At 51.0% G+C, this 18976-nt stretch carries 15 protein-coding genes; 2 read left to right on the top strand and 13 right to left on the bottom strand.

The window, feature by feature from the left end:
• Nucleotides 1–111: 111 nt before the first annotated feature.
• Both HMPREF3143_RS07435 and HMPREF3143_RS07430 read right to left on the bottom strand, forming a co-directional pair.
• Nucleotides 112–297: a hypothetical protein gene (locus tag HMPREF3143_RS07435; RefSeq protein WP_001186917.1), complete on the bottom strand. Its 186-nt coding sequence runs from the start codon at nucleotides 295–297 to the stop codon at nucleotides 112–114.
• Between the two features lie 302 nt (nucleotides 298–599).
• Nucleotides 600–920: a hypothetical protein gene (locus tag HMPREF3143_RS07430; RefSeq protein ID WP_000547566.1), complete on the bottom strand. Its 321-nt coding sequence runs from the start codon at nucleotides 918–920 to the stop codon at nucleotides 600–602.
• 293 nt (nucleotides 921–1213) lie between these two features.
• Between HMPREF3143_RS07430 and HMPREF3143_RS07425 the strand changes: the two genes are divergently transcribed.
• A complete protein-coding gene (locus tag HMPREF3143_RS07425) occupies nucleotides 1214–1855 on the top strand; it encodes a hypothetical protein (RefSeq protein WP_000796664.1) in 642 nt (213 codons plus the stop codon).
• Nucleotides 1856–1977: 122 nt separating this feature from the next.
• Entirely contained in the window at nucleotides 1978–2838 is an 861-nt protein-coding gene (locus HMPREF3143_RS07420) for a hypothetical protein (RefSeq protein ID WP_000709517.1), read from the top strand.
• 38 nt (nucleotides 2839–2876) lie between these two features.
• Here HMPREF3143_RS07420 and traN read toward each other — a convergent pair whose 3' ends face one another.
• From traN to traA, 11 genes are all read right to left on the bottom strand, one after another.
• On the bottom strand, nucleotides 2877–5675 hold the full coding sequence (gene traN, locus HMPREF3143_RS07415) for a conjugal transfer mating pair stabilization protein TraN (RefSeq protein WP_001256487.1): 2799 nt from the start codon (nucleotides 5673–5675) through the stop codon (nucleotides 2877–2879).
• Between the two features lie 115 nt (nucleotides 5676–5790).
• Nucleotides 5791–6795, bottom strand: a complete 1005-nt coding sequence (locus HMPREF3143_RS07410; RefSeq protein ID WP_227656952.1) for a TraU family protein — start codon at nucleotides 6793–6795, stop codon at nucleotides 5791–5793.
• Nucleotides 6795–7466: an EAL domain-containing protein gene (locus HMPREF3143_RS07405; protein ID WP_001337754.1), complete on the bottom strand. Its 672-nt coding sequence runs from the start codon at nucleotides 7464–7466 to the stop codon at nucleotides 6795–6797. The genes HMPREF3143_RS07410 and HMPREF3143_RS07405 overlap by 1 nt, the downstream gene beginning before the upstream one ends.
• On the bottom strand, nucleotides 7463–8728 hold the full coding sequence (locus HMPREF3143_RS07400) for a TrbC family F-type conjugative pilus assembly protein (protein WP_070532448.1): 1266 nt from the start codon (nucleotides 8726–8728) through the stop codon (nucleotides 7463–7465). The genes HMPREF3143_RS07405 and HMPREF3143_RS07400 overlap by 4 nt, the downstream gene beginning before the upstream one ends.
• The gene (locus tag HMPREF3143_RS07395; RefSeq protein ID WP_001010738.1) at nucleotides 8691–9221 is read right to left on the bottom strand and encodes a S26 family signal peptidase; all 531 of its coding nucleotides are present in this window, start codon (nucleotides 9219–9221) and stop codon (nucleotides 8691–8693) included. Before HMPREF3143_RS07395 ends, HMPREF3143_RS07400 begins: the two co-directional genes overlap by 38 nt.
• Nucleotides 9218–9535, bottom strand: coding sequence for a hypothetical protein (locus HMPREF3143_RS07390; RefSeq protein WP_000351984.1), 318 nt, complete (start codon nucleotides 9533–9535; stop codon nucleotides 9218–9220). Before HMPREF3143_RS07390 ends, HMPREF3143_RS07395 begins: the two co-directional genes overlap by 4 nt.
• A 14-nt stretch (nucleotides 9536–9549) precedes the next feature.
• Entirely contained in the window at nucleotides 9550–11997 is a 2448-nt protein-coding gene (gene traC / locus HMPREF3143_RS07385; RefSeq protein ID WP_000637386.1) for a type IV secretion system protein TraC, read from the bottom strand.
• Complete coding sequence (locus HMPREF3143_RS07380; RefSeq protein ID WP_001259347.1) at nucleotides 11994–12701, bottom strand: DsbC family protein; 708 nt, start codon at nucleotides 12699–12701, stop codon at nucleotides 11994–11996. The genes traC and HMPREF3143_RS07380 overlap by 4 nt, the downstream gene beginning before the upstream one ends.
• 148 nt (nucleotides 12702–12849) lie before the next feature.
• Nucleotides 12850–15678, bottom strand: a complete 2829-nt coding sequence (locus HMPREF3143_RS26250; protein ID WP_077271353.1) for a hypothetical protein — start codon at nucleotides 15676–15678, stop codon at nucleotides 12850–12852.
• A 51-nt stretch (nucleotides 15679–15729) separates the two neighbouring features.
• Nucleotides 15730–18381, bottom strand: a complete 2652-nt coding sequence (locus tag HMPREF3143_RS26245; protein WP_254668425.1) for an Ig-like domain-containing protein — start codon at nucleotides 18379–18381, stop codon at nucleotides 15730–15732.
• Nucleotides 18382–18581: 200 nt separating this feature from the next.
• The gene (gene traA, locus HMPREF3143_RS07370; RefSeq protein ID WP_000479535.1) at nucleotides 18582–18974 is read right to left on the bottom strand and encodes a TraA family conjugative transfer protein; all 393 of its coding nucleotides are present in this window, start codon (nucleotides 18972–18974) and stop codon (nucleotides 18582–18584) included.
• Between the last annotated feature and the right edge of the window lie 2 nt (nucleotides 18975–18976).

Below are 18976 nucleotides of genomic sequence, written 5' to 3'. Positions count from 1 at the left end.
TCGCACTTTTCGCTCTCCGAAGAGAACAAAATCTGCTTACTGATGGTATTCACCATGAGTAAGAAGACTTTTAAGGAGCGAGGAGAGTAGCCTCTCCTGGAGGCCACTCCCTCAATGGACGAACATCACCACATCGTCGTTTTGACCAATGACCCCGGTTTCTTTGGCCCACTTCACTGCTTCACTGTGCGCCTGGTAGGAGCTGGAATACAGTTTCGGATCAAATTTCACCTCGCGTCCATCAGCCAGATAGATGATGCCTGCGTGATCGTCGTAAACATGAAGATTCTGTTGCATTCGACATTCCCCCTGTAGCTTGTCGTCAAAGCCAACTGACACCAGAAGACTTTGAGGACAAGCCACAGAGGCTTGACCAGAAAGAGAGGGGTTGCCCCCTCCCTTTGCGTTGACTATCAGCAGTAACCGAACGATTCAGCGATTCTCACGAAAGGACGAGAGATTGCCCAACCAGTAGGGATACACAAAGCGATGATAGCGATTTCCATGATGTTGCTCCTAAGCAAAAAGGGGCAACATCCCCGTCGGGGATGGTTGCCCCGATGGGTTTGAAAGTGTCGAAGATTACTCAGCGACAGTTATTACCAAACAAGTTCCTTGCCCTTACGAAGGTAAGTCGGGATTTCGAGATAATCCCAGTCAGGTTCTTGTTTAGCGACTTCTTGAACTTGAGTTACCTCAGGTTCAACGACTGCTTTGGCTTGTTCAGCCTTGGCAGCACGTTCTTTGATGACGGCCTGTACAGACCGCATTGCAGGAACTGCGAATTTGTTCCAAAGGAACAAACCGATACGCTGGAACACTTTAGCGAGAACGATGAAGGAAAAAGCAAATGCCTTCGCGCCTACGTACAGTGCGCCCAGAGATGCAAGCAGAACTACAATGAAAGTGATGATGTGCATGGTGTTGCTCCTATGTAAAAAAACAGGGGCAACACCCGAAAACCGGGAGAAGCCCCCGGCTTGGGGTTAAGTAATGCCATACGGCATAAGACTAGATGCTGTTTGTTTTCGGAGACCAGCTATCTCACCTATAGCCGCAGAGCGACTAAGATGATTCAAATATAGCTCACCTTTGCTAAACAGAAAACGCTGTAACTGTCCATTTTGGGCACTTCGAGAGGTCAGGTTACAGATTGACCGCATTTATCCTTTCCAGTGCGTTTATCTGTACCTCAAATTTAGGAGTATCTCTAATGGCAGAAGCACAAGTAGCACTGGACACAAACAACGACCGCAGCAACCACTACTCTCGCCCTGTTTTCAAGCAAGTTCTGAAAGTAAACAGCCTCCAAGCTCAGCGCGTCATGGAACGCAGCTTTGAGCGAGTTTCCAACTCCCTGTTCTCCATCGACGTGATCCTTCGCATCATCGGTGAGCAGGACGAAATCGACCAGGTTGAAACCGTCATCCTGGAACACATTTCCAAGGTCTCCGAAGACCTGGACAAAGCTACCGCCCAGCTCAACAAGCTGATGGAAGACAACGGCATCGACATGATGCCCGGCTACACCAACCCGAATGAATACACCATCGAGATCAACTCTCCTCAGGTTGCTCAGTTTGCACACCTGATCCGCAAACTGGATACCCTGATGGGGATCGTTGACACTCTCTGGCTGAACACCGTACTGACCAGCAAGCAGCGCACCGACGCCACTTACCAATGGCAGCAACGCCTCATCAAGCTGGCCGGTCGAATCATCGGCATCGAGAAACGGGCTCGCATTTCCGCCCACAGCAAAGGCAAAGAAGGTGAAGTGGCCGAAGCCGCTCCGGAATCTGCAACCGGCGACAAGGAAATCGCAGACGAAGCCGAGAAAACAAAAGCAGCATAACCCAGCCCAAACCTTTGCCCCTCGCCCGAGGGGCTTTTTTTTGTCTTTTATGGTTGCATTTTTTGATGCTGTGATATTATCGAAGTAAATCAGATTCAACTCAGGTAAGAACGGAGAACAACATGAAAAAGGCTTTAATCACCACCGTGGCTCTGGCTGTAGCAGCTCTATCTGGCTGTGCATCCACCAGCAGTTACGAACCCACAGCGTACAAAACCAATCACAGTCGCGCTTACAACATCGCGGAGGCCGGTGGCCTGGTAACAGGCATCCAAGACGCTTCTGTTCCGCGTGACAAGCTGGAGCGTCTGACCGACACCAAAACGTTTGGGGCAGCCTACGTGCTGTCTGGCTACATGTCCCCTCAGCTCGGAATGACCGACTGGCAAGGTGGCTTGGTCAACCTTGCGAACTGGGCTATCGGCCCCAAACAGCATGGCGCTCGCAATAGCTTGATCGCTTGGATGCCTGCTAACGAAGCAGTTTCACCGGCAGACGCTCAGGCCAAATTTCTTTCACATGTGAAAGTTTCCATTGAGTCAGCGCTGACTGATTTGGGTGCCAATTTCACGCTTCTGTATGACAAAGATGGTCGCCTAACCTATCAGTTCTACAAGAATGAATGGGGTTGCCCGACGTGGGTGAACGGACAAAGTAAGGTAGCTGACATGTGTTCCGTTAAGGTGAAAATCGTGGAGCCTCGCCTAGGGTCAGCTCCTAATTTTGTCTCTGGCGTTCAAGGTACAGCGTATGCCTTCACATCAGGCCATGAGACCGCATACAACTTTGTGAATGTCGGTAATGGGGCAGCAAGCCATGCTCCTCAGCAAGCGATCTACGCAGCTATTAGCAAACAGCTACCAGCTTGGGCCTACCTCTACCTTGCTCCAAAATCGGTTGAGCTGGATAATGGCGAAAAAGTTGCTTTCCCTTACCTTCTTGATCAGGGAAAAGCAGAGTTATTTGTTTACCCAGAAGCGTAATCAATCTACATGAGAAAGGGGCCGAAAGGCCCCTTTTTTTATCCACCACCACCAGTTGGCGCGCCTGTTTGAGGGTCTATGCTGTTTGTCGCCTCTTTTCGCTTCGCGTCAATATCAATCCCTTCCAACCGCTCCAACGCCCTTTCCTGAGCATTCTTCCGCGTCCCGTCAATATTGAAGTCATTCCCTGCTCCAGTCAGCGAGTCGAGATTTATTGAGGCCGGATCAGGGAATTTACCGTTCTGCTGTAATATCCCAAGCCACTCATCCAAATTAATTTTGCTCCAATCAATTTCGGCAATTTTATCTAGTGGAATCCCTTCACACTGAGGATTTTTGGGGTCTCCAAAGTTCTGCCCCAATTGAGGGCGAACCTGTTCTTGTATAATACGAGAGAGCGGAGAATTGAAGCAGCAATACGCTTCTCTTTTTTCAATACAAGCGCCCAACACCTTAGATTTACAATAAGAGCCTACATAGGTGCAATTCTTGAGCGCTCTTTTGGCGTTCATAGTGAACTCTTCTTCCTCGCACTTATAAATCATCTGGATCATCACCATCGCAACGACATAGACGGTATATATCGTCATGGCAGTGCTAAGCCATGTTGTCGCAGTCTCCATCATTGCTTCGGCAGCTTGTTCAGATGCTGCGGCAGCCGCCTGCTCTGTTGCTGCATCTTGGCCTGCTGATTTCATGACATCCATCATCACTTCTTTGACTTGCTCTTTGAGCTGGTCAATGAGTTGATCAACAAACTGCTCTACAGGCTGGAAGAACGAATCAACAGCACCTGAAACGTTCTCTATATAACTTGTGAACGGTTTTGTGACTTCTGTCCACCCTTGAAGGGCAGGTTCCCTAAGTACCTGATAAGCACCTTTAAGCGCATTACCATCAGTCAGCCCCATCACTGCGCCATCGAGCTTTGGAACGGCCATTATTAGGTTCAGATAATCGGCAAGAGATATATTGGTTGGCTTTTCACAGCAATCAGAAACTCCACCAACAGCTATCTTGCATTCGCCAGCTTCCCCTGCAAAAGCAGAGCAAATAACGTTTTCATCCCCGGTAGGATTGTCATCCCCATCTTGGCCTGTGCAGCTCATATCCTGCGTCATGAATTGGGCTGCATTGAGCAACGCAGTAGCGCGAGCAAAATCAGTGCTTTGTGTTTTGGTCAAATCAAGGCAGTCATCTCCCATGCAGCGTATAGGCCCACCGCACTGGTACTCAGTTTCCTTTTCCAAGGTCGGAACAGAAACATCTGTACCACAGTCATAAGTATCCTCGTGGACGTAGCACGTACCAGAACTTCCCTGAGCACCATCAACACATTTGGAACTGATGAAGCCGCACTGAGGGTTTTCTTCATATTTCTGACAGCTATCGAGATTCCCGCCCGTGTTTACCGGACAGTGCGTTTCACCTTGAGGGTCTGTCCAGCAGTCCATTTGCCCCTTATAAAAGTCATAGTCAGCTTTAACTCGAACCTTTTTGCATAGTTTTGGAATACCAGGCAAAGGTGACGGCTTGAGTTGAGATTCGCAAACTTTGATCCCATTGATGACTGTGCAGCCCGTAGCATCAGTCGGGTCATCTATACATGTGATCTCGCCTTCCGCAAAACCATCTACAACCCCTTTGGCTGAATCCATGCAGCTCTGTGGAGCCCACTCATCCTTGGTAATGGCTTTTGATGGGTCATAGCGTAGCTTTATGCGGCCAAAACCCTCACCTGCGCCAGTTACTGAAACGCGGATCTTAAACGTAACAACATCACCATCTTTCACATTCTTGAAATAGGGAGTGACATCAATATTAGGGTTTCGCTCCCAACTTGTTGACAATTCACATCGGCCAGCCGTTTCTGGAGGGAAATTGCCGTCAGGGCCGGACCATACTTTAGTTTCCTGACCTGATTTACCAACCCAAACTTGCATGTAGTCATCCCACTTGGCGTACTCAAGAGTTGCAGACACTATGGCGTCTGGATTACTGACTTGGACCCGCGTGTATTCCTCATAAATCGAACAGTTGCCACTCCAGTAGTCGTTACCAACTCGGCCAATCCACAACTCAGTACAGCCTTCTCCACAAGATTTGAGGTTATATGGACCATCATAGTGCTTCACCACAGAGGCATCGTAGTCATGGACAACCTCACAGTCCGCGCTTTGATCTACAACACGCTGACACCGTTCATACTCTGGAATGTGGGCGTTGATAGTATTCTGATTGATGGTTGTTTCGGCAGAACAATCCCCAAAGCCACCTGCGATGAGGTCCATATCCTCATAGGTCTTTTTGCTTAGATTTAGTACAGGGTCATTACTGAAATCAGGGCGTGATCGATTAGAGGCATCGAGAAGAACCTTGTATGCCGCACCAGAGATTGATGGATTAGCACTATTGGCATCACTCCACAGCGACCCTTTTGCATTATTCCCCACGCTGTCCATGTCATCGCCAGAGTCGTAAATGCCTTGCAGACCGCCCACATCAGGTTTATTGGCATCAGGGAAGTAATAACTATCAGGTTTATTGTTGGTCCCGCTCGTTCCGGGGAATAGATCATTGACATTAATCTGACTCCCCCCGTTCATTTGGAATTGACCGTCTTTCAACGTCGGCATAGAGATTGTGCCATCTTGCACAGTCCCCGAGCTCGACTTGAATGAGTTTGAGAGGTTTTGTCCGAAAGCCTGGGCCTCTTTACCCACCGCTGTGATGTCCTGGTCTTGGCTACCGTTAGCGTAGGAATGTATCGGCAGCGCAGACATGGTTACTGTCAACAGCGAGGCCACAGCTTTCATAAAGTAATTATGACTTCGCATTGTGTTCTCCATTTCAACCTTCCCATGCTATCTGAGAAGACAAGGGCCACCTGTACGTGTAGTGGCCCTTTTGGGGCATAATCTAAAATGCCCGTGCAAATTCGTTAGGGTCTGCTCAATTGTTACAGCAATCATTCCATCGCCAGATGGTGTAAATAGGGTCTTGCCCAATTGCCGGTATAGTTCGCGCCAGACCCCACGTAAGAGTGGATTCGCCAATTACGTGAGATGAGTTTGTCTCTGGAACCGGATGCAATAGCGTGAATTTGTACTGCGTTTTGGGTAGTGTTGGGCTAATAACACCTCTACACATAGCCTCAGAACCCATTGTCTTCCACGCTAACCCCCGGCGATGCAAAGCAGCCAGAACCCTTGTGCTAAGAAGACTGCTATCGCGGATAACACCTTTTCCACCATTCTGGTTGCCACTAAATGGATACAGGGTGCCCCATGAACCAGCACACCAGAAAAGCTGTTTTAAAGGTTTTCCAGCGGTTGATGAGACAGCATCAGCAGTACACGCAGCCGCCGCAATTGGGTTTGCTACTGCCGCCGCCTCTGGATTGGTAAAAAAAGCGAGCTCATCATTGTTCCAGGTCGGGTCGAGCTCCGACATGTACATGATGTCGAGATCCATATACCCATCAGCATTACAGGTCTGCTTAATAAATAAATCGAGCATCACCAACAGAGGAAACGCATAGTAGTGATAGTGCATAAAAGAACCATCACCACCATCCATGTCTCCCATGCCATGATGCCCTTGGTTAGTCCTAGCAAACGGGAACCTGACACCATTCAAGACAGATGAGCAGCCAGGCACTCTCTGAAATTCAACAAGCCGTGCTGGCTCCCACATAGAAGTGGTGACTCCAGGCCGAGGGACCCCTAGATTATCCTCGCACATACACAGAGGGTTGCTTACGGCTTCACTCGGGAATGATCCGCCTCCACCACTTATAGGAACCCCTGCTACTTTGATGGGAAAAATACAGCTCCAGCAGATGTCAGTAATCAGTTTTCCGCCGATTACTTCCGCATTCTGGCACCCAGGGTCAGCCGATACCGAACGAACCCAAAAGACCGCGCTAACGGCAATGACCCGTAGAATTTTTTGCATCATGGTAAGGCCTTTACGTAATTCAAGTGTTTCTCCATGACAGCAGGCTTCCCGTGATAGAAACCTTGTTGCCATGACAGTCCAAGTAATTTGGCGCTCTCCCCCAATGGGAAGCTCTCCACCTGCTCAGCAATGAGCTGTATGCCTTTTCGGCGGCAGTGGAGGATGGCCGAGTAGTCTTCAAGCGACCGCAGTCTTCTCGCGTCAAACTTGCAATAGTGCCAGTCATAACGACTCAGGCGCTCCAGCGAAGAGTTTTTGTCTCCATAGTCATCCAGCGCCAGCTCAACCCCTATTTCGGTAAGAGCCTCCCATCTCAATGCGAGAGAGGCATCCTGAATGCCCTCGGTAATCTCGATGACAAGCCGTGATGAGTGATTCTTAGCAATGTCGCGGACAACCCTCCACCACGCTTTGAAAATGACGTCTGATTGCAAAGTATGTTCAGAGACATTCAGAAAAAGAGCTGGGTACAGATCCAAGCAATAATGAAGGTTGTCCTGAATGAACCGTGCCATCTCCATATCCACCAGCCCCCAATAAGGAGGTGATGACAGAGAGGATGGTGTAAGAACCCGGCCTTCGTCGTACCAACGAGCCAGTACCTCAGCAGCGACAAACGAACCTGTGCCGACGTCTTTAATTGGTTGGAAAGCCGGGGCAAAAATCATTCACCGCCCTCCTCAGCAAGTTCGCGGACAACAAACTTCTTGCCTCTGGCAGTAATGACGCTCGGTGTGTGCTCCAGCTCGAACCGGGTAATCAGATCTGGCGTCAGCAGATATACCGGCGCGTCAAAGTTGTCGGTGACACTCTTGTAGGAATCCCAGCCTTTGTCTTTGTCGAACTCTGTGGCGATATAGGTAATCCGTTGTACGCCAGGTTCCTGCTTAATTTCAGGCAGCTTCTTGGCGAGCAGCTCCATTTGCTTTTTGTCCAGCGGGTCGAAAACTACGACCGCTTGGGTAAATGGCCGCGTTCCAGGCTTGCAAACTTCCTTCGGATCGCACAATGGGTTGATCACGTCACCCGCGTGAGAGAACACAGTGCCATCCGGAGTGCTGATGTCACTGGTGATCATGACGCTAGGGTCAATTTCTCGTGTTCGAGATTTTGGCGCTCTGGGCAGCTCATTGAAATTCTGCTTGGTCCAGAAGCGCTCTATAGCCTGTTTCTTCTTCTCTTCCCAGTCGATATTGGCAAGGCGTTTCTTGGCAACATCAATAAGGTCTGGCTCACTGATTTTCTCCACCGGCCCCTTAACGCCGAGATCGCCTTTTTCTCCGTTATCCACTTCCCGAGCCAACCATACCGGGTCGGACAACCCGGAGACCTGGGCGACGACGTTTGGTTGTTCGCCAGGCAGCGGCTCATCCTCCAGCATCACAATCGTGGGAACGGCTGTGATGTTGTACGTTTTGAACAACGTAGGGTTGATGATGATGTTCGGCACTGGGTCTTTTTTGGCCGCGAGCGCCTGAATAGCTTTAACTCCCTGCCCCAAGTTCATTCCTTCCGGGATGCCACGGAACACAATTACAGAATCAGGCTGGCCTGACACCGCCGTTAGGACGTCATCTAACCCCTGTTCGCCAAGAGACAACGAGGCGAAAACCAGTATCCGATGGTCAGAGTAGATACCCTTTTCAGCCTGTTTCCGGTGCATCTCCTTGAGCGTTGGGTTAGTAGTTTGGAGCTGCTTGAAAAATGCCTTGGCTTCGGCCTGAGCCTCGTCCATGTGTTGGTTTTGCAACAGAGATGGCATTTCCATCTTCTGGGCCTTTTGGGCAATTTGCTTTCCTTTCTCAATAAGCGCCTTATCCTGCTCTGTGAGCGGAGACTCTTGAGCGTATGCCCCGCCAGCCACAGAGAATATCAACGCCACCAGAACGCTCTTAGAACAGGGGATATGCGCGGCCAATGATCTGATCATTTTTCACAGTCCCCCAGTAACGTGAGTCGAAGCTGAATGGGCTTTTGCCCATAAACCAGTAGTTATTCTCTTTCAGCGTGGTCTTGCCGTAAAAGTGGCTCTCTGGCAGATGTAGTTTCCCTGCGAGCTGGAGCCCCTCTCCGACGACATCACCATTGACGGTGATCTTCCACTTATCGTTGATCTCGACTTTATCCCCCGGCATACCGGTGAGGATTTTGACCATGCGAGTCCCGTCCTTGTAGAAAGGCTGCATGTTCTTGGCTTGGAAGGCGTAAACAGCTCCCCTCTCCAGAGTTTGGTCGTTCAGATCAATGAGGAAGAAGGTGTAACCCGGCAGGCACTTCTCCTGTTGTGGATCAATGCCAATACGGTAGCGGCTGGCAAAGGCCGCACCAGCAGCCCAAAGAACCAGTAGTGTCACACCGGCCTTAACCCCGAAGCGCTTCCAGGATTCCTTTTTGACGAAATACTTCTTGAGTGGAAAATTCATTTCAGCACCTCATCAGGGAGGTACACGTCACTTGGAGCACCGACGACAGCACTTGCGTCAAGGACCAAATAACCTGCGTCTTTCAACTTCAAAATTGCGTCATTGGTCTTGACCATCAGTCTTTCAACTTCCTCCTGAGAGGCACCAGCGGGATACGCCGACGCCACTTTAGCGAAGTCAACCACGACCACTGGCGGGGTTTGATTCAAACGCTGATGGATGCTTGCCGTTTGTTCGCTCATCACGTAGTAGCTACCGCCGAAGCCACCAGCGGCACCGAGAATGGCGGCGATTGCGATTGATTTAATGTCCATTACTGTCTCCCTGGTTATGCAGCCTGCTGACGGCTTCGCATCACGGCCTTGATTGCCTCAGGAATGCTCATGCCTTGTTTCACAAACTGGTCGATGGCGTTAACGTCCACCGGATCGGTCGAATAAAGCAGCTTCTGGAAGTCGCCCACTATCAAGCGTCCGACGCCCATGCCGCTCTTCGATTTGATAAAGATTTCTGAGTACACGCCCTGGATGGTGTGTACCGTCTTGAGGGTGTGGAACCCGCCCTCTGAAAGGGTCAGACGACCGCTACGTTTAACAGATTCCACGGTTTCTTCGGTTTGGCCGAGCAAGTACATGCTGGCCGAGTTCTCCGCGATGGCGCGGCCCACTGCGTTCTCATAGAGGTCGTTGATGGACTGCGTTGCAATGACAACGGAGCCACCGTACTTACGGAATTTGCGGTAGGCATGTTCCATGAAGACCGAGACCTCGCCCTCTTTGAGCAGGTCCCAGGCCTCATCCACGATGACGACTTTCTTGCGGTTACGTTCACCCAGGAATACTTCTTGCTGGATCTGGTAAATAAGCTGGAGCAGTACAACCTGACGCAAGTGCTTACGCCCTTGCAGTTCATCGAGCTCCAGTACAGTGAACTGGTTCTGGAAGCTGACGTTGTTCTTGCGAGAGAAGTATTTCCCGTAGCTACCTTTCGACGTAAAGGCGTAGAGCTGCTGACCAATATCCTTGAGGCGCTGGTCGTTTTCTTCTTCCAGACAGCGCTCAGCGATGTCGTCAACCTTCATCTCTTTACCTTTCTCTTCCCACAGGCGAGAAAGGACCTGTTTCAGCGCAGAGATTTGCCATTCATCCAGCAAGCCTTTGGCCGACGCCATTGCACAAACGAGGCTGACAATCGCGTCTTCTTCGTCCTCGTAGTTCTGTATGAGCTCGAACGGGTTGAGGCAGACGTGCGTTCCTTCTTCAAAGTGAACGAAGTCGCCATTGAGCATTTCCGACAGCTTCTGGTAGGACTTACCGGCATCAATAACCCAGACCTGAGCACCCTCGGACAAGTAGGAAAAAATCAGTTCGTTGGTAAGGAACGATTTACCCGAGCCGGATTCGGCTGCGATCACCAGGTTTTTGTTGGTATTACTGTCGTGAAGAGACAGACTCATGAGCTGGCCGTTGCGGGAAATCAGCGCTGCATGATAGGTCCCGGTCCCCTTCCATTCCCCAAACACCGGCAGGACCACAGCCGCCTGCTCGGTTGTCATGGTCTTGTAGCGGAATAGGTCTCGCACTGCATCCCGGTCTGTACAGAATGGCAGGCAGTTGAGGAACATCGGCAGAGCAACGAACTTATCCTCCATCAGCTCGAACCGAGATTCACGCCAGATGTTTCGTGCGGCCATCGCCGCCGCTTCAACACGTTCTTTGGTTGGAGCAAATAAAACCACCGAGTAGGTGATCTTGACTGGCTTAGCCCCCTCTTTCATGGACTCATAGAGAGTGTCGAAGCTCTCCTTTTTGTCCGCCAGCACCGGCACGAATTTGAGCATCGGCCCGTAGGCTTGGTTTACAGTGAACTGGCGTTTGCGCTCCAGAGTGTTTTTCGTGCTTTCTGCCTCAGGGAAAAACACATTGGTCACAACCATGTAGTTTTCTTTGATGCTGGAGTTGCCGCCGCTGAGATCCCCGGCATAGGTCAACGCATCACCAAAGTAGAAAACGTCAGGCAGCTTTTTCGCTGACATGACTTTCGCGTGGTAGTCCCCCAGCCTGATGCCGTTCTTGCTGACTTCCACATCAGTGCCGTAATCGAAGATTTGCTCGCAGATGGGCTTATCCATCTCCCAATCCACAGAGTCATGTCGCCATGAAGCATCCGGCCCCCAATTCAGGATGGTGCTCATGATCCGGATGTAGTTCACCGCCGTCATTGTGCGGGGACGCAGACCAACGGTTTGAAGCGATGATTCGACCTTCGTGCGAAGCTGTGCGAGCTGCTGGAGTTCGCTTTCAGTCGGGTTATTGTTCTTGATGGGGACTTTGCACGTAACGAACAGCTTGAGGTCTTGGATCAAGCCATTGTCGTAGATACCTTTGTTGGTCTTGGCAAATATGCGTTCTGTCGTGTGGTGCTGGAGGAAGTTAATCCGTTCCTTGATGACAGATGTCAGCAGCTCGTGACGGAAGCCATCACGCAACCCCATCATCCGGTACATCTCCTGATTGATGTCCGGGGAGCGGAACAGAACAAACTGGAGCGTAGTCTTCGACGGGAACTCCTGATTCAGGAAACCGTTCATTCGCTCCTGAACTTTTTCATCGGCACCACACAGGGGCTCACACATGAAACCAAAGCCTGCACTGTGGTCATCCATAAGGAAGACATGATCGTCTTCGTCATAGGCCAGGACAGGAATAATCCCGGCAGCTCGCAAGTGCTCCGGGATCAACGTTTCTTCGAGTTTCTTTTTGATGGTTACGATCATTCAACACTCTCCAACCATGATTTCAGGTTCTTCGGACGTCCTTTGCTGACACGACCATCCGGAGCAACCACGAACGGAACGCCCTCAATCCCAATGAAATGAGCTGTCAGCAGCGTTTGATCGTATTGGCCGGGGTCGCAGGTTTCTTTTGAAGGAAGGGAACCCAAGGTGTTGTTCATCAGCGCATCGAGCGCGTGGGTTTTGTCTTTCGCGCAGTACAAGTTCTTTGCCAAGCGGTTGGACTCAGCACCCAGAGCAGGAATCACGATAAATTTAAAGGTGTAATCATCCACCAGCGATTTGGCATCACCCATGAGCTGATGGCAAACCGCGCATCTAGGATCGACAAAGACCACCACCTCTTTGTCACCACGCCCCATCGAAACGGTGTTCAGCGTGTCCACATCCATGCCCATGCTCTTGAAGTGGATACGCTCCGCTACATCCCTCATTTGGGACATCGTGTTGAGGGGCTTCTTGCTCCACAGGTCGTAGATTTGTCCTGAAATAACAAATCGCCCGTTTTCAGAGAGGAACATGATCTGCCCATCACTTTGGACGGCTCGAACCCCTTTGATGGGTAGCTCTACGATGTCCTCTATCTTCGCCGCTCTGGGATCGGTGATTTCCAATTTCGATGACGCATGAGCCGTGCCGGTAATAATCCCGAACACCATCAGCGCCCCGAGTAATTTTGTCCGCATGTCTATCCCCTAAGATTGGATTACTGGATGCTGGGCAGTGTATCCGGGGGAGGGAAATAGACTCGCCTCTGTAATAGCCCAATTTGGACAATTCCAGCGCGATACAAAAAAAAGCCCGGTCTGAACCGGGCTTTGAGAGGAATGAACCTTAGTTCATGGTAACAGCTTCGGATTTGCCACCAGAGTCATCAACCCCAACCAGAGAGATGGTCGGCATCGTTTCATAGGTGCCCTTGCTGATAGTCACTCGATCAGAGCTGATGCTCTGCAACTCACCGGCAATGGTCCATTCGTAGGACTTCATGCGGCCATCGGTATCTTCGCAGTTCGCATAAACGATCCACGACCCAACGGTCTCTCGTGAGCTCAGGCTACATGCAGGCAACTTGTTCTCTGCCACATTGATGTTCACCTCGCCCTCAGCTTCATGCCCCATTTCTGAGGTTATTTTCAGCTTGATGCTGTGCTCACCAGCGCCCAGAGTTGCTCTGCCGTAGTAACCGCTGCTTTCCAACGGCGTACCATCTACCGAGTAGACGCGAGTCGAAATACGGTCGCGTGGGTGGCCGCCAGAAATGTACGGTCGCAACAGCACATCCAGAGGCTCACGCTCGTATTTGTTCGAGCCAGAGTATTGCAGGTCGATAGCATAGGGCTCTGCCTGGCCGATCTTGAGCGGTTGCTCGATCACGGTTTCATGGCCGCGAGCATCACGGACAGTCACCTTGATGTTGTAATCGCCCGGCTCATTGATCACAAAGGACCGGACAATATCCTGCCGCTGATCCTGAATCACTGCGCCTTCCGGCAACTCCCACTCGTAGGTCGGTTCTTCCAGCTTGCCGTTGAAGGCAATTGGCCGCACTGACGCGGTGATCGTCGCAGGAGCCACGTCAGCGTTCTTCCTGACCTGCATTCCGAAGCTCGGCCATACATACTGCCACACGCGGGAGCGTAGGCTATGCGAGGCTTCTGCACCCTGATCTCGGTATCCTTCGATCCAGGTGGTGTACTTCGTTTCTACAGTAGCCTGGTTGAGGTCAGTGTCCGAAGGCACGTACTCAGCAGTATCACCCTGCACAATTGAGCCATCAGGCAGCGTGAAGAACCCGTTCAGCTTCACGTCCATCCCACGGTAAGGCAGGCTGGTTTCGGCTTTGAACACATACTTCTTACCGGTCTCAATGACTCGCGGCCCTGTCACGTAAGGACGGGGGGCCTTCACTGCTCGGAAGTCAACTGCCGTTTTCGCAACTTCATAGGCATAGCCGTCATCAGCCGGTGCAGTGGCAGAGCGCACACGAGCCCACAGGCGGTATCGGGTTTCTTCATCGCTCGAAAGCGTGATGCTATCCCCTGTCTGCGCGTAGGTTTTGCCACCGTCAGTAGACCACTCAACAATGGCATTGCCACCGGAGATTGGCTCATCGTTCAACGTCAGGTTCGCTGTGTACTTGCCTTCACTTCCGACAAACAACGTGGTCGGGCCGATAACAGCAATATCAGGTTTGTCGTAAGCGACAACACTGACCGCTTCGGTGTACTTTTCCGCACCTGAGTTGACGTTCACCACCTTGGCCCGAACCTGGTACTCCCCCTTGTCGAAGGTCTTCACAAGCTGATACTTGTATCGATCTTCTGGGATGAACTGCTCCCAGGTTTTACCGTCGTCCTTACTGGTTTCCCACACAACCTGGCCGGTAGCCCGGAGATCCTGACGGTCGTCCAAAGATAGCTTGAACACAGCAGTGAACGGAGCTTCACCAGACAACTTGCGAGCCTCCACGCCAGCACCGATGGCACCACCACGAAGCACTGTCAAGAAGGCAGGTCTGATAGACAACTCTGTGCGGTTGTAACCCTCAACAGGGCTTTCCAGAACAGCCTCAGCAGCGATACGGACGGAGGAAGTATCCACACCAGACAGGTCTACTGAGAACTGAGCTTCACCGTTCGATGCTTCCGCATAATCAGTGAGCGCAACCGTCTCGTTGTAGGCCTTTTGCTGGATCAGGCGTACTTTCCACACCCCCATCGTGTTAGCGTCATAGTCACCATCAGGTTTGTACTGATCACGGATGAGAACCCTAACCGGCAATGCCTGGGTGTCAATCGCGGTATCACCTTTAACTTCAACGATAGGACGGATACTGTCAGAAGGTGCAGAGATAGCCCGGTAGACAACCTCAGTCTTCACATCAGGCACCTTGTTGTAGGCCGCGTTCACCTTGTAGGTGGTCTCCTCCCACAACGCTCGCTCATCGGTATTGATGCGGCGATACACCTTATTGGTGGCACCCCATCCCGGAGTGAAGGTCTCAGACTCAAGAACATCAGAGTTGCGCGATATGGCAATATCCAGATCAGCTCGTTCAGAGTTGATAATGGCATCACCCAGGTAGTTACCTGTCATCGGCACCAAGTAGATGTTGTCTTTGAAGTTGTAGTCGGAGGCTAGTTCAACGGTCGGAGCTGGTGGGTCAACCGCTTCGACATTGAAAGTCTCGTCGTTCAACGTCACCCGAGTGCCGTTACGGGTGAAAATACTTACCCGCCACCCCAGAGGGTGATCACCGTTCTCGGCCAGGGAACCTGACAACGAAGGAGATTCCGATAACGGGTCTTGGACCAGTCCATCGGGGATCTGCTGCCACTCGAACAGACAGGTGCGGCTTGCACTGCCAACAGCTTTGTTCGCGGCCTCGTTTTTCGCACGGTCAGCACTGAGAGTGATTGAACAATCAGGACCTTTGCTCTGCTTGAAGTTCACATCAAAGTCTTCAATGACGCGATTCACCTGAGCAATGTCATCAATCGGGGTGTAACCAACAGAGCCATAGGCAGTAGTTACCGTCAGGTTCTGAGAGCCAGACCCAACTTTTACCTTGGAACCGTCACCACTGAACAGGTACAGGCTGTATTCGACAGGTTGTTCACCAATGCTCACAGCCTGCCCCACCAGCCCGGCAACTTTCATCCCGTTGTTGTCCTGCGTAGTTTGTTCAGCCTCATCCGGAGTTCTGTCCCATTAGAGCAAACACACCGGGTCACGAATTGGGTCTGCGGCCATAGCCACATCCTCTTTCGTGGTGAACCGGCAAGGCACACCCGACTCTGGCAGGGCATAGATTTTCACCGGGTCAATAACCTGGCGAATTGTCCATGATTCAGCCGAGAGCTTGGCCGTCCCTTTCCAGGTATTGATGTCCACAACCAAGATGGGTGAGTTCGGCGCGGAGGTCATGACAAGAAGACTGGAAGAGCCGACCACATCAGGAACAGCCGGTTTAACCGGAATGCTCAAACGACCACCTGACGCACCGAAATCATGTTGGCTCATGATCCCCATTGTCTGGCCCGGCTCGATACGCACCCCATTCACCACCAGCGGCACTTTCGCATCAGAACGGAGGGTCGCAAACACGTCGTATGAACCTGTCACGACAGCACCATCACTGAGCGTCAGCGGCTTGGTCTCGATGATCCGCTTGCCATCTGCATGAACAAATTCATGAGTGACAGCGGGGACCATAACCTTGCCATCCATCCCATCCGCCAGCATCACCTGACGCGGTTTGTACTCGAAGCCAACCGCCTTTTGAACCGCGTTGCCTTGTGCGTCCTCACCGGAAACAGTCAGCGTGTAAGATTCCCCTTCCTTCAAAGACGGGAACATTACCGGGTACTCAAGGCGGAATCGACCTTTCGACTCCTCACGCCAAGACAACTGCACCTTGTCATCGGCTGGGCCTCCGACGAGGGCAATAGAGGTCAGCTTAGGACTCGGGTCGGCAGTATCAGTCAAGGTGATTACAACATCATCCAAAGACTGGATTGGTGCTCCATCACTGATCGATACGGTTAGTGTCGGCGCTGAATTATCTATGCTCATAGCATATTGGGAGCCAGTGAATACCTGCTTAACCTCATTACCGAAAGCATCTTTAGCTACGAGAGATATGCCGGTATATGTGCCCTCTGACAGATTCTCAGCAGAAAATGTGAAAAACCAATCATTTGTGCTACTACGAAGAACTTCAGTACGAGACAACGGACGTTCTTCGCCAGTCGAGGTTATCGCAGACGCACTTGAGTTGTTAGAAATAACCCACTGGTTAACACCCCAACCGTCAAATGAATCAGGCTCACGGAAATGAGCTTTAAAAATCCGCCCATTTCGTTCTAACCCAGCAATTTCAGGAGGGTTAAGGTCATAGCAGAACGTTGCCCCAATCCGATCAGACGGAAGTTCAGGCTTCCCTTCCGGTCGAGACCAATATCCAGGCCATGAACATGAGCGCCCACTGAACGATATATCCGTATCCACTTCTGCATAAGAAGCATTTGCCGGAATTTTAGTAGTAGGCAACCAAGATCCCCATAACTCCTGAGCGTAAGGTCTCGGCTCAACATGAAATCTCAGTTTTTTATAATGGTTAACTGAGCTCATATTAATGGTTTCACCGCGGACCCACTGACCATCATCCCTAAGATATTCAACATACTTACCGATGGGAGCCAAGCTAACCGATGGATCAGCTTTCACACTGACGGATGTATTACCAAGAGAGTTCATAACCCAGTCGTAAATAATAAACGACTTAGTTTTTGTCCCATGTTGCTGGAATACATCAGCTTGCGTCTGCCGATAATCATATGTACCGTCTTCGGCAATGATATTGCCTTCAATACAGTTTTTATAATCACACCAGTTACCGCTTTGAGCACCGTAAGGTGAAGAAGGATAGGAGTTTGTTTTGGGTATCCGGTAGAGCACCCTGTAGGTATCGGAATAAATGGTCATTCCGTTCTGATAAGGCGCAAAACCTGATAGGGCCTGACCATTAACCTTAAAAGTTGAGGCCTGCGGGTTCTTAGGGTCATACACTGCTACTGGCTCAGGATTCTCTCCAGACTTTGCACCTACTGAATCCCAAGCAATAGGATAGGCTATTGACCCTTTGTTCCCTGCTTTATCCAGGGCCTCGAAATGAAGCGTATATAGATCCTCCCCATTAGGGAACACAGTGCTCCAGTTCAACAACTGGCCTTGGCCGTTGGCGTAATTAACCGAGACAACAGGACTCCTCTTGCCTTTGCTATCTACAGCATACGCCTGTATAGAGGAAACCGAAGAACCGGCATCAGATGCAGACACATCTATACCTGAAAATCGGTTAGGACCTCGCAGTAGCGTTCCATCAGAAAGCGCCCGGTTCCATTCCCCTTTTACTGTCACGTTTGCCAAACTTGGCGCTGTCGTATCGACTTGAAGCGGGTATTCATCAGTCTGAACGGAACTTCCGTCTGACGCCAGTATTTCGGCCCTTAGTTTGTAGACTCCCTCGGAAGGAGCCGGTAGTTGAAGTTCCGCACCATAGTAGGATTTTCCACCCACTGTGATGCGATCAGTAGCCCCAAGAAGGTGGCTGGTCGCTGTCGAAACCACTGTTCCATCCGACCGAATCACCGAAATCTTTACCTTTCGGTCGATACCGGCACTCAAGGCAAACGAGATATTGCCCGTTGGGTTGGCATAGTTGGCATTCGGAGTCAGAGACCGTTGCGTACCATCTGGAGCCTTAAAGGTGTATTCCAGCAGCTCTGCATGAGCAGCACCAGCGGTAAGAACCGCCAGAGCCCCAAGCATCGCCGGAATTTTAGGCTTGAAATTGATCATCGCATTCTCCATTCGTTTTGAGTTACAAGAACCCAATGCTGGAGGTTACGGGAGGGAGTGCATAAACATGGGCTGTGGAAGTGCCCTTTTTGAGCAAATAAGGAAATAGTTGGAATTTGTTATGACTGGACTTTTTGCCAAAAAATAAGGGCAGCTTTTAGGCTGCCCCTATCACCCGTTGATTAACGGCAAGGTGTCTTTTACACCCCCAGGCCATTGCTGAGTTGCACAACAGCCGGGATGACCTTCTCTGCATGTTCCAGAGTAGCAGACATGATGGATTCCACTACGGTCGGGGAGTTGTACAGGCCCATACCGCCACCGATACCCATAGCGAAAGCCATGAGGCTCTGGCGAGCGATACCACCAACAACACCGACCAGGATCATCGCACCCGCAACGATTCGACCCAAAGTACCTTGGGTCCAATCCTTGAGAGTTACCCATACGTCGTCAAACGCTGTACCACCAGTACCAGCGTGGGCCTGATCCGGCACGAGCAGGAAGGCTACCACCATCAACCCCAGGAAGAGGAAGAGTGCGTTGTTTTTACTTGAGGCATTCGCCAACTGATTTGCGTTCATCAAGAACATCT

The organism is Enterobacter sp. HMSC16D10, from assembly GCF_001807145.1.
Taxonomy (GTDB): Bacteria; Pseudomonadota; Gammaproteobacteria; order Enterobacterales; family Enterobacteriaceae; genus Enterobacter; species Enterobacter roggenkampii.
Note: the sequence above shows the minus strand (reverse complement) of the source record. Positions and strands in the feature narration are given on the sequence as shown.